General features: G+C 46.0%; 14 protein-coding genes. 9 read left to right on the forward strand and 5 right to left on the reverse strand.

The genetic code is table 11. From position 1 onward, the window contains the following. Positions 1-4: 4 nt before the first annotated feature. The gene (locus B5D35_RS16150; protein ID WP_078753570.1) at positions 5-331 is read right to left on the reverse strand and encodes a hypothetical protein; all 327 of its coding nucleotides are present in this window, start codon (positions 329-331) and stop codon (positions 5-7) included. Positions 332-466: 135 nt separating this feature from the next. Between B5D35_RS16150 and miaE the strand changes: the two genes are divergently transcribed. Further along, positions 467-1,246, forward strand: a complete 780-nt coding sequence (gene miaE / locus B5D35_RS16155; protein ID WP_078753571.1) for a tRNA isopentenyl-2-thiomethyl-A-37 hydroxylase MiaE — start codon at positions 467-469, stop codon at positions 1,244-1,246. Between the two features lie 96 nt (positions 1,247-1,342). Next, on the forward strand, positions 1,343-2,083 hold the full coding sequence (locus tag B5D35_RS16160) for a sporulation protein (RefSeq protein WP_078753572.1): 741 nt from the start codon (positions 1,343-1,345) through the stop codon (positions 2,081-2,083). Positions 2,084-2,167: 84 nt separating this feature from the next. Here the strand turns inward: B5D35_RS16160 and B5D35_RS16165 are convergent, their stop codons facing one another. Continuing rightward, positions 2,168-2,629, reverse strand: coding sequence for a methyltransferase family protein (locus B5D35_RS16165; RefSeq protein WP_078753573.1), 462 nt, complete (start codon positions 2,627-2,629; stop codon positions 2,168-2,170). A 292-nt stretch (positions 2,630-2,921) separates the two neighbouring features. On the opposite strand from B5D35_RS16165, the gene B5D35_RS16170 reads away from it, so the two are divergent. Next, positions 2,922-4,010, forward strand: a complete 1,089-nt coding sequence (locus B5D35_RS16170; protein ID WP_078753574.1) for a linear amide C-N hydrolase — start codon at positions 2,922-2,924, stop codon at positions 4,008-4,010. A 61-nt stretch (positions 4,011-4,071) separates the two neighbouring features. On the opposite strand, the gene def is transcribed toward B5D35_RS16170, so the two are convergent. Both def and B5D35_RS16180 read right to left on the reverse strand, forming a co-directional pair. After that, on the reverse strand, positions 4,072-4,581 hold the full coding sequence (gene def, locus B5D35_RS16175; protein ID WP_078753575.1) for a peptide deformylase: 510 nt from the start codon (positions 4,579-4,581) through the stop codon (positions 4,072-4,074). Between the two features lie 65 nt (positions 4,582-4,646). Continuing rightward, positions 4,647-5,282 carry a LysE family translocator gene (locus B5D35_RS16180; RefSeq protein ID WP_078753576.1) on the reverse strand — a complete coding sequence of 212 codons (636 nt, stop codon included), beginning with the start codon at positions 5,280-5,282 and terminating at the stop codon, positions 4,647-4,649. Positions 5,283-5,441: 159 nt separating this feature from the next. On the opposite strand from B5D35_RS16180, the gene B5D35_RS16185 reads away from it, so the two are divergent. The 3 genes from B5D35_RS16185 (at position 5,442) to B5D35_RS16195 (ending at position 7,809) form a co-directional block, all read left to right on the forward strand. Further along, positions 5,442-6,038, forward strand: a complete 597-nt coding sequence (locus tag B5D35_RS16185) for a TetR/AcrR family transcriptional regulator (protein WP_078753577.1) — start codon at positions 5,442-5,444, stop codon at positions 6,036-6,038. Between the two features lie 112 nt (positions 6,039-6,150). After that, positions 6,151-7,191 carry an NADP-dependent oxidoreductase gene (locus tag B5D35_RS16190; protein WP_078753578.1) on the forward strand — a complete coding sequence of 347 codons (1,041 nt, stop codon included), beginning with the start codon at positions 6,151-6,153 and terminating at the stop codon, positions 7,189-7,191. Between the two features lie 141 nt (positions 7,192-7,332). Then, positions 7,333-7,809 (forward strand): DM13 domain-containing protein, encoded by a 477-nt coding sequence (locus B5D35_RS16195; protein ID WP_078753579.1) that lies wholly within the window; start codon positions 7,333-7,335, stop codon positions 7,807-7,809. 26 nt (positions 7,810-7,835) lie between these two features. Here the strand turns inward: B5D35_RS16195 and B5D35_RS16200 are convergent, their stop codons facing one another. Beyond that, on the reverse strand, positions 7,836-8,300 hold the full coding sequence (locus tag B5D35_RS16200; RefSeq protein ID WP_078753580.1) for a YbaK/EbsC family protein: 465 nt from the start codon (positions 8,298-8,300) through the stop codon (positions 7,836-7,838). 221 nt (positions 8,301-8,521) lie between these two features. Here B5D35_RS16200 and B5D35_RS16205 point away from each other — a divergent pair, with 221 nt between their 5' ends. The 3 genes from B5D35_RS16205 to B5D35_RS16215 all read left to right on the forward strand — a co-directional run bounded on the left by B5D35_RS16205 (position 8,522) and on the right by B5D35_RS16215 (position 10,861). Then, a complete protein-coding gene (locus B5D35_RS16205; RefSeq protein ID WP_078753581.1) occupies positions 8,522-9,421 on the forward strand; it encodes a patatin-like phospholipase family protein in 900 nt (299 codons plus the stop codon). Between the two features lie 261 nt (positions 9,422-9,682). Then, entirely contained in the window at positions 9,683-10,603 is a 921-nt protein-coding gene (locus B5D35_RS16210) for a DMT family transporter (protein WP_078753582.1), read from the forward strand. Positions 10,604-10,630: 27 nt separating this feature from the next. Then, complete coding sequence (locus B5D35_RS16215) at positions 10,631-10,861, forward strand: hypothetical protein (protein ID WP_078753583.1); 231 nt, start codon at positions 10,631-10,633, stop codon at positions 10,859-10,861. Positions 10,862-10,914 lie beyond the last annotated feature (53 nt).

The raw sequence follows: 10,914 nt of genomic DNA on the forward strand, positions 1-10,914 counted from the left end.
CCCGTTAAGCGGATTGTGCGCAATCACTCATAACATTCATTTTGAGGGTTTCATGGGACATCACAACTGATTCTTCCTCTATATGTGAAATCATGTTCCTCGCAGATTCATGATTCATAAAGTCATCATAAGCTGCTTTTGCATTTTCCATCGAGTCCCAGTAAGTAATATCCGTCCACGTTTGTGAACTTTCATCAACGCTTAGCGAGCGGTAAAGGAATCCGGCGCTTTGCGTGACAAAAGACACGGTTGCTTCTGAATCAGCCAGAAATTTAGCCTCATTGGCGCCCTCTTTCAGTTTGAATCTAACGGTTTCAACAATATTTTCCATGATGTTCTCTCCTTTTGTGTGGGGTTGAGAGAAGGTTACTGACACCTACTGACAGAACCTGTCAGTAGTGTTTATCCCCACTGGGCTCCACGTTATAATCGCCAGTCTCAACACGTTAAATAATCAGAACTATCAATGTCGTTAAGCCTAGAACTAGAAAATTTACTTCAACCTGTCCGTGGATTTTTGCATTGCGAAACGCCGCAAGCTTGGATCGATGAAGCCATCAAACCAGAAAATGAAACTATCCTTTTGCGTGACCACGCCAACTGTGAGTTAAAAGCCAGCCAGACGGCATTGTGGCTGATTCGCAAGTACGCAATCGATGCCACCAGCAGCGGTTTATTACTTGAGTGGGCAAAGCCGTACGAGGATTTCGTCTACCGAGGCGTACGCGAGGGTATTTTCCATGCGAAAAAAAACGGTTTAAGCGCAACGTTAAAACCGAAAGAAGGCTTTGAGCATAGTCAGGACTTGATCGACAAAATGGTTCGACTGATTAAGGAAGAGTTCCACCATTTCGAGCAAGTTATCGAAATCATGGATGCGAGAAAGATGCCTTATTCTCCACTCCATGCTGGACGTTATGCACGTGGTTTGATGTCAATTGTTCGCACTCACGAGCCAGCTACGCTCATCGATAAACTTATCATCGGTGCATATATCGAAGCACGCTCGTGTGAACGTTTCGCTAAAATCGCACCGCATCTCGATGAAGAGTTACGCAAGTTCTATATCTCTTTGCTTCGTTCTGAAGCGCGCCACTATCAAGATTACTTAAAATTGGCGGAAGCGATTGCAGGCAGCAACATCAGTGATCGCGTTAAAGTGATTGGTGAAAAAGAAGCAGAGCTGATTTTAACGCCTGACGACACGTTTCGTTTCCACAGCGGTGTGCCTTCAATCGCCGCCTAATGACAAACTTACCTCGGTTTTCTTAACCCTGTGCCTTGCACCCTTCGTGGAGTTTGTGTAAACAAGGTTTTGTGGATTTAACAAGGAACAATCAGCATGTTCAAAAAGTTGAAAGCGTCACTCGGTATTGGCGCAACGACCGTAGACACCATTGTCGCCAACGCGTCACTCTATCAAGGGGAAACGTTAAAAGGCACGGTTCACATCAAAGGTGGTGATGTAGAACAGCAAGTAGATGCCATTGCCCTAAAACTTTGTACCGAAGTAAAAGTGGAATCTGACTCTGGTGTCAGCTACCAGCCGTTTGTGCTGGGGCATATTCACGCCAATGACCCATTGGTAGTGCAACCCGGCGAAACGAAAGAAGTGCCGTTTGAATTGAAACTACATGATGAAGCCCCTATCACCGCCATCAATGCCAAACTAAACCAAAGCCACGTATGGCTAGAGACATCTCTGGACATTGATTTTGCATTAGATCCAAAAGACCGAGACTACATCGAAATTCGTCCATTACCCGTCGTGCAGCGCATCATTGATACCATTGAGCGAGAAGGTTTCTCCATGGTGAAAGCCGATGTAGAAAAAGGCCAACTTCGTGGTAATGGCTTTATGTCGCGCTCTGGGTGCTACCAAGAACTTGAATTTAGAAACAGTGCCATGTTTAACCGAAAAGAGATCGAGCTCTCGTTTATCCTTGATGGTGGCGTGATCCATTGTCTTGCAGAAATCGATCGTTCATTTGGTCGAGGTGATACATATCGCTCATTCACTGTTTCTCGCGACGCATCCGACGGAGAGGTTCAACAAGCCCTCCGTGCCGTGCTTAGTGCTTAGCTTAGGCTCACAACGAAACATCATAGAAGCCTGCTACAGCAGGCTTTTTTATACTCATCCCAGATGCATATGATACCGAGAACATCAGAGCCAACGCCGCGTCGTACGCATGTAGTCAATGAATGCCTGACCAAATATCTTTGTTAGTGCCGACTCTTCAGGTTGGATTTGGAATTTCGTCATATACAAAACAAATAACAGCACGGAAGCAATGGCGTAAGCACTGTCAAAGAAAACCCCACAGCCCACTAGAAACAGTGCCATTCCCAGATACATTGGGTTTCGAGTAAATCGATAAATGCCACTTTGCACCAGACTGGAACTCGATTCTGGCTTGATTGGATTTACCGTCGTTTTCTGGGCTTTAAACGCTAATACACCCGCAAGACATATGCCTGCCGACACGAATGTTAGAAAAGAAAACACAGCCAATCTTGGGGCGTGGTCAATACCCAAAATTCCGGCACGTGCCGAAAGCCACCACATCCACGCAATAAATAGAAAAACCAGTGCCACTGGCGGGACTTTCAACTCAAGAAACTTCATATTCTTTCTCCTGGCGCTCGAATTAATCTTGTTACCGCAAAGTTTAAATAAGCGCGTACTTTTCAAGACGAAGATGATTAAACTCGCTATCTACCCAAGTGCACAACCTGACATTGGCAATGACCCTAATTATCGAGAAGTGAGTCTAAAAGGCATTGCCGAGTAACCGCGAATTGATTAACAAGGCCACATGAAGACCCGCAGCATACAAACAATGTTTACTACCATTGTTTGTCACCACAAAGGGCGTAAAATTCTAACCAACGCCGCTCTTTTAGATGGACATAATAAGATGAAAAAGACGCTTCTTGCCCTGTTGCTTACTGCCAACGCAATGACACCCGCTTCTGCTTGTACAGGTATCTCACTTTCCACTGTTTCTGACCAACATGTACACGCGCGTACCATCGAGTGGGGTGAAAATGATCTCAACAGTAAATTGATTGTTTCGCCTCGTGATCACACCTTCACATCCACCATGCCTGACCAACAGAAAGGACTGACGTGGAAAAGTAAGTACGGGTTTGTAGGAATTTCAGTGAGTGTCGATACCTTCATTGGTGAAGGCGTCAATGAAGAGGGGTTAACAGCTGGTCTTTTCTACTTCAAAGGCTATGGGTCACTACAAGCGTACAACCCGAAAGATCGTGCTAACAGCATTACGGATATGGATTTCGTTCGCTGGATGCTATCTCAATTCAAGACCGTCGATGAAGTGAAAACGGCGATGAATTCCATCGATATCGTACCTGTTTACATTGATGCCAACGGGCAGCCTTCCCCAACTGGGCACTGGCGAGTAACCGACAAAGCAGGCAACAACATTGTTATCGAAATCATGGATAACGGAAAGGTACACATTTACGACAATGAAGTGGGTGTGCTGACGAACTCGCCTACATTCCCTTGGCAAGTGACTAACCTGAATAACTACATCAACTTGCACCCCGGTTCTAGTGCACCGCAAAAATTTGGGGGCATTGAGGCCAAATCCTTTGGTATTGGGTCAGGATTCCTAGGCTTGCCCGGTGACATCACACCGCCGTCACGATTCGTACGCGCAGCGTTCTTTGTCAACACAGCTCCGGAATCGAAAACGTCTGAACAAGCCGTCTCTCAGGCGTTTCATATTCTGAATAATTTCGATATTCCTATCGGCACCGAATTCAGCGAAGCGTACCGTGAGCACATGCCAGATTTACCAAGCGCAACGCAATGGACGTCAGTCACAGACCAAGCCAAAGGCGTGTTCTATTACAAAACGATGAACGACAGCCAAATTAAAAAAGTGGATTTGAATAAAATTAACTTCGATAACAAAGAAGAACTCAAGCGACCGTTAGACAACGGCCGTTTCTCCGTCAAGGAAGTGAATATCTGACCTTGGAATTGAAGATAGTTAAAAGGCCGCTAAGCGGCCTTTTTATCTGTTTGATAAGCACTTATTGAGCAGCAAACTCTTTTTCGTACTTCTTCACCTTTTTCATCGCCATTTGACGTTTTAGTGATGACAGGTGGTCGATAAACAAGGTGCCATTCAGGTGATCGATTTCGTGCTGCATAACAATCGCCAGAAAGTCATCGCTCTCAATGGTGATAGGATTTCCGTTGCGGTCCTGTGCTGAAACCACAACCGAAGAAAAACGTTCCACATCCGCATAGTAATCAGGCACTGACAAGCAGCCTTCCTGCCCCATTACTTTTTCTTGTCCCTGCTCAACAACCGGATTAACCAACACAAGTGGCTGGTCACGCTCTTCTGAGATATCTATAACAACCACCGCTTCCAGGCGGCCGACCTGCATGGCAGCAAGGCCTACCCCGTTGCTTGTGGTGTACAAGGTCTCAAGAAGGTCGTCAACGAGAGGTTGCACGGCGTCAAAGTCCGTTACTTTTTCAGCGCGACGCTTAAGTTTTGGGTTTGAAGCGGTAAGAATATCTAAAACAGCCATGGGTCGTTCATACTAATAATCAGAAATTTTGGCCATTATATACTCAAGCACGAATAGTTGGCTCACTAACCTTGTGTCGACACCAACAAACGGATCCCAAAGGCACCAAATAACCCCGCCGTTGCCCTAGAAAGCCAAGTTTTGAATTGTTTACTAAGCTTGACCTTCTTGCTGATCGATGACGATGCCCAAGCAATAATATGGCACCAAATCATGCCATTGAAATTGAAAATCAAGCCCAGGACGAAAAAGGCAAGTGCCTTATTATCACTTTCTGGGGAAATAAATTGGGGAACAAATGCGAGGAAGAAAATTGCTATTTTAGGGTTAAATACGTTGGTGATAAGGCCTTGATAATAGATTTTACGCAAAGGAACAGGCTTTAACGGTTTGTTGTCAGAAGCTTCATTGCTTTGACTGGCGCGAATCATACTAAACGCCATATACATTAAGTATAAACCACCAATCACTTTAACTACCGTAAACGCCGTTGCTGACGTTGCCAACACCGCAGAAAACCCTAACGCTGCGGCAGCAATATGAACGAGCGTTCCAGAACCGATCCCAAACGCAGCCGCAGAGCCCGCTTTGAATCCTTGTGTTGCAGCACGGCCCGCAATCAAGAGTGAATCGGGGCCAGGAACTAAATTAAGCAAAATGCCTGACAGGACAAATAACCACAAATTTTCTATTCCAAACAATTGTCTATTCCTTTCGACGTGATGACCGCATGGTAAAAATGCTTGGACAGTGAGTATATCGAATTCTCCGCATCGATGCGATTTCCCCCATAGAGACCTCAAAAATTCATCTTAGCAAACACACTAGACGACTGGTCTAATTTGATTTATGGTATCCGCATGAATACTGAAACTCAATCCACACGCCAACTCATATTGGACGTTGGTTACCAATTGATTGTTGAGAAAGGCTTCTCTAACGTCGGCCTTTCTCAACTGCTTAGTCGCGCGGGTGTGCCTAAAGGCTCCTTCTACCACTATTTCAAATCCAAAGAACAATTTGGTGAAGCACTGATTGCAGACTATTTCTCGCAATATGCAGCGCGACTCGACACTTTGTTCTGCGATCCCTCTTTGTCTGGTTTCGACAAACTCATGACTTACTGGCACAAATGGATAGAAGTCAATGACGGTCTTTGCGGCAGCCAACGCTGCCTAGTTGTCAAACTCAGTGCTGAGGTCTCTGACCTTTCTGATGCAATGCGGCAGTCCTTGCTCGCCGGTGCAAATCAAGTGATCAGCATGCTAGAAACTAGCATCCGACAAGGTATTGACGATGGCTCTATACAAATCTCCGACGCCAAATCAACAGCGAATCAGCTTTATCATATGTGGATTGGTGCAAGCTTAATGAGCAAGCTCAATCAAAGCACACAGCCCATGAAGCAGGCTTTGGATACCACTGAAAGACTGCTCAAAGGTCATCATCCGTTTTAATCAATGTCGGCACAACACCGCCGGCCGAAACCGCCATATTGTTTTGGCGGATTTTTTTACGCAATGACTAGACGACTGGTCTAGTGGTGCTAAAACCAAAAGGAATAATACAATGTCAGCTCTTATTGAAAACACGAGAATTGTCCTAGCCTCCCGCCCTGTTGGCGCGCCTGTTACCGATAACTTCCGAGTAGAGACTCAATCCGTCCCTACCCTTAAAGAAGGCGAAGTGTTACTCCGAACGATTTACCTCTCTTTAGACCCATACATGCGTGGCCGTATGAACGACGCTAAGTCTTACGCTGATCCGGTTGAGCTTGACGATGTCATGGTTGGTGCTACCGTCTGTCAGGTTGAAGACTCGTTGAATGCTGACCTGGAAATAGGCGAGTGGGTATTGGCATACACTGGCTGGCAATCTTTCGCAGTATCAAACGGAGAAGGCTTGCTGAAGCTGGGTAAACAGCCTAGCCATCCTTCATTTGCGCTTGGCATTATGGGAATGCCAGGTTTCACCGCGTACATGGGCTTACTGGATATTGGCCAGCCTAAAGAAGGAGATACGGTCGTCGTGGCGGCAGCAACTGGCCCAGTCGGAGCAACGGTTGGACAAATTGCCAAGCTCAAAGGTTGCAACGTAGTGGGCGTGGCTGGCGGTGAAGAAAAATGCCGCTATGCAGTTGAAACACTAGGCTTCGATATCTGTATTGACCACAAAGCGGATGACTTTGCAGAACAGCTTACCGCGGCCTGTAGCAAAGGTATCGACGTTTACTACGAGAATGTCGGTGGCAAGGTATTTGATGCCGTGATGCCACTACTGAATACGGGTGCGCGTGTGCCTGTCTGTGGCTTGATCTCACAATACAATGCAACAGAGCTACCTGCGGGCCCAGACCGCATGTCACTGCTGATGGCGACTTTGCTTATCAAACGCATTAAGATGCAAGGCTTCATCATTTTTGATGACTATGCACATCGCTATGACGAGTTTGCACAAGACATGTCTGCATGGTTAGCGAAAGGGCAAATTCAGTACAAAGAGCAAATCGTCGACGGACTGGCTAGTGCGCCTGAAGCGTTTATTGGCCTGCTTGAAGGCAAGAACTTCGGCAAGTTAGTCGTGAAAGTGGCAGAGCCTATCTGTGCTTAGTCGACTCTAATTTTTGAGATTATTGACGCAAAGCCCGTTTTTACATTCTAAAACGGGCTTTTTAGTCTCTTGCGCTGCGTAAAGGAATGGTAGGTTTATAGTTATTGCGAAGAACATTGAAGCTAAAAAGGACTTAACTTCATGACCCCACGTCAGCTGATTATTTCAATATTTACCCATGGTTTCGCGCTTATCATTGGATTTGCGGCAGGTATCTACGCCCTTCCCATTTTGATTGCGCCAGAAGGCCCATCGGTAGAGCTTATAGAGTCCACGGCGAGTAGCGCGACGTATACCGGCGAGTTCCGAAAAGATCTTAAAGACAGCGATACGTTTCACTGGGGCGAAGGGAGAGTCTCTATTGGCCCAAACACAATCTCACTGATGGGCGAGCTGGCTCCGGGCCCTGATTATAAGCTTTATCTCTCACCAGAGTTTATTGAGACCGAAACCGATTTCGAACGCGTCAAACCTCAAATGTTGCAAGTTGGCGACGTAAAAACCTTCGATAACTTTTTGGTAAACGTCCCTGTAGGAGTCGATCCCTCTCAGTTCAATACCGTCATTGTATGGTGCGAGTCGTTTGGGGAGTTTATTACTGCCGCACGATACCAATAGCAATCAACGCGACGGATAATTATCGCCTAGTCCTTACAAACATCCACCCATGCCATGGCCAGTGAATGGGTTTCTAGTTCTGGCAGGGTAAGCCTAATCGCTGAATTCTGAGCCCCTGCAGCGGGAATAACTTCCTCATGTTTTTTCAATGAGATATCTAAAAACACCTCAACAGGATTCGGCAAACCAAACGGACAAACTCCGCCAACAGCATGGCCTGTAACATCAAGCACCTCTTCTGCAGTTAGCATTTTCGCTTTCTTCTGAAAATGCTGTTTGTACTTCTTGTTGTCGATCTTGGAAGCACCTGACACCACAATAAGGATCGGCGTTTCATTGACCTTAAAAGACAGTGTTTTTGCAATTTGGTCAGGGTCTACCTTGTGCACTTCAGCAGCTTCATCAACCGTTGCCGTTGATTTTTCCATCACCAAAATACGATTTGCCATGCCCAGTGGCGAGAAGTAATCTGTTACAGCTTCCAGTGACATAACCATCCTCTGTCTTTGTCATTAAAACGTCCAAGCCTCCGCACCGATATGCGGAAAATCTTACCTTACGATGAATTGTTCAAAAATCCCACACATCAATGCTGTTGGCGAAGGCAATTTAATAAGAAACAGCTATTGATAGAATAGATACTAGCGATTTTCCAACGAGTGGCTGGATTCGTATGCTTACTCCACGTTCAGATAACATAGAGAAAGTATGCATGGAGAGTAAACGCGCATTGGTGGTAGAGGGCGGCGCAATGAGAGGCATTTTTGCCAGTGGCGTACTCGATGCCTTTTTGGACGTTAATTACAAACCGTTCGATTTTGCAGTAGGCGTGTCCGCTGGTGCATCAAACCTTCTGGGGTATCTCGCAGGGCAACCTAAGCGTAGCTATCAAGTTATCACTGAGCTGGCAACACATTCTGATTTCTTCAATCCTGCTCGTTTTGTTCGCGGTGGTAACTTGATTGATGTGCAATGGCTGTTTGATGAGTCACTGCGCCGCTTCCCACTTGATACCAACGCCATGTTTCGCTCCATTCCTCTTTTGGCTGCAGTCACTAACATCGACTCAGGAAACGCTGATTACTATTGGGTAAACGAGGACAATTTGCCTCATGTTCTTGAGGCAACAGCAGCACTACCCATTGCGTATCGCCCTACTCCGTGTTTTTCCGGCGGTTGCTACACCGATGGAGGCGTTGCTGACTCAATTCCTGTGATTGAAGCGTATCGACGAGGAGCCAGAGACATCACGGTTATTCTTTCTCACCCTGAAAGCTATGAAATGTCACCGATGAAGTTGCCGGGATTGATGGACCACTTACTGAAAAAACACCCTACTCTGGCTGAAGCCATGCGAGAACGAGCAGATCGCTATAATCAATCGCTGAATTTTATTAAACATCCACCCACAGATTGCACCATTCACGTAATCGCCCCACCCGAACAATTTAGCATTGGACGCTTTACGATGAAAAAAGCAAAACTAGATGAAGGTTACAAGATGGGCATTGATGCAGGAAGATCCTACTTGTTCAGTCAGTTTAAAGACACGTTGAAAGCACAGGTAATTGAACATCATGCATCGTTGTTTAATTCAGCAGTAATCCTCTGATGACTCGCCATATTGATTATTTGTAAACGAACGGTTGCATCTAATTTCTCAATGCTTTAGTTTAAAAACTCATCAACATTAAAGAGTTACTTATGCGTTTTCCATCTCTACCACTTTGGCTACTACTCCTTATGCCCCGCAGTCGGTAGAGATACATGTGCCCGGCTGTGAGTTAAACAGCCGGATATCGTTTTTCTCACAGCCTTGTTTTTACCCAGCTCAACGCACAAAACATTGAGCCAAACATCAAGGAAGTGAGTTATGAACGACGCCGCCGTCACTGATCATCCAACCTCTCAATATCGCCAAGGCATTATTTATGCGCTAATTGGCACAGCCCTGTTTTCCATGAAACCTGTACTCATTAAATTGGCGTATGCGCTTGGCGGCGATGCAACGTCAATCATGAGCTTACGTGCCGTATCCTCACTTCCTGTGTATCTGGCGATATTGCTCTGGCTATGCCGAGATCCCGGCGAAAGAAGCAAAGTGAAGCAATATGGTCTGCAGGCAGCGGCTGTCGGGATACTTGGGTATTACTTTGCCTCACTGCTGGATATCGTGGCGCTGGAATATATTTCAGCACAGCTTGAGCGATTGCTGATCTTTCTGTTCCCGTCATTTGTGGTGATGATTTCTTGGGTATTCCTGAAAGAGACGCCCAAGAAAGGCACCTTTACCTCTATTTTTCTTGGGTATGTGGGCGTCGCCATGATTGTAATGCACGACTTCCAATCCTTTGGTTCACAAGTCTGGCTAGGTAGTGCTCTCGCTGTCGCGTCTGCACTTGTCTTCGCGGTTTACCTTGTATTAAGTAAAAAAGTCATCGGGAAGATTGGTGCCCAGCTTTTTACCAGTATTGGAATGGGTAGCGCCGGAGTGGTCATCATGGCACAACACCATTGGCAGGACGCGCAGTTTTCCGCCATGCCATCTGAATTGGTTGTTCTTGGGATAGGTATTGGCATTTTTTGTACGGTTCTTCCGTCTTACTTTGTGGCTGCGTCCATGGCGAGACTGACTGCTTCAACCCTCAGCCTAACAAGCAATATCGGCCCTGCGGTCACAGCAGTGTTCGCGATTACTTTGTTGGATGAAGCATTCACGCTCTGGCATGCCATCGGAATGGCATTGGTTGTATATGCGGTTGTGAAAATCAACCGAAAGAAAGGCACCAATTAGTGGCCGATATATCTGAGGAGCTTTCCCATGATTATGCAGAAAAAAGACCGTTGGCAGTTTATTCAGCGAGCTATTTGGATGACCGCCATTACTATATCTTTCATTATTGCGCTTCAGCCCTATCGACTTTATCAATCGTATATTCCGCTTGATGATTGCGACACGTATTTGGGTCGCATTCATCAAGCGAACAAAGAGAAAAACACCATAGTGATTACTCAATTCGATAGGCTTTGTTGCTTAAATCGATGGAACTAAATCTAGAAGCTACGATCTGATCGGCTACACCCATCAATCGTCGTAGTCTCATG

Source organism: Enterovibrio nigricans DSM 22720 (assembly GCF_900167155.1).
In the GTDB taxonomy this organism is placed as follows: Bacteria; Pseudomonadota; Gammaproteobacteria; order Enterobacterales; family Vibrionaceae; genus Enterovibrio; species Enterovibrio nigricans.

Coding starts and splice junctions, on each gene's coding strand:
- B5D35_RS16170 (WP_078753574.1), top strand. CDS start 2,922: ATGAAAAAGACGCTTCTTGCCCTGTTGCTTACTGCCAACGCAATGACA.
- B5D35_RS16165 (WP_078753573.1), bottom strand. CDS start 2,629: ATGAAGTTTCTTGAGTTGAAAGTCCCGCCAGTGGCACTGGTTTTTCTA.
- B5D35_RS16215 (WP_078753583.1), top strand. CDS start 10,631: ATGATTATGCAGAAAAAAGACCGTTGGCAGTTTATTCAGCGAGCTATT.
- B5D35_RS16190 (WP_078753578.1), top strand. CDS start 6,151: ATGTCAGCTCTTATTGAAAACACGAGAATTGTCCTAGCCTCCCGCCCT.
- B5D35_RS16185 (WP_078753577.1), top strand. CDS start 5,442: ATGAATACTGAAACTCAATCCACACGCCAACTCATATTGGACGTTGGT.
- B5D35_RS16205 (WP_078753581.1), top strand. CDS start 8,522: ATGGAGAGTAAACGCGCATTGGTGGTAGAGGGCGGCGCAATGAGAGGC.
- B5D35_RS16195 (WP_078753579.1), top strand. CDS start 7,333: ATGACCCCACGTCAGCTGATTATTTCAATATTTACCCATGGTTTCGCG.
- B5D35_RS16160 (WP_078753572.1), top strand. CDS start 1,343: ATGTTCAAAAAGTTGAAAGCGTCACTCGGTATTGGCGCAACGACCGTA.
- B5D35_RS16150 (WP_078753570.1), bottom strand. CDS start 331: ATGGAAAATATTGTTGAAACCGTTAGATTCAAACTGAAAGAGGGCGCC.
- miaE (WP_078753571.1), top strand. CDS start 467: ATGTCGTTAAGCCTAGAACTAGAAAATTTACTTCAACCTGTCCGTGGA.
- B5D35_RS16210 (WP_078753582.1), top strand. CDS start 9,683: ATGAACGACGCCGCCGTCACTGATCATCCAACCTCTCAATATCGCCAA.
- def (WP_078753575.1), bottom strand. CDS start 4,581: ATGGCTGTTTTAGATATTCTTACCGCTTCAAACCCAAAACTTAAGCGT.
- B5D35_RS16200 (WP_078753580.1), bottom strand. CDS start 8,300: ATGTCACTGGAAGCTGTAACAGATTACTTCTCGCCACTGGGCATGGCA.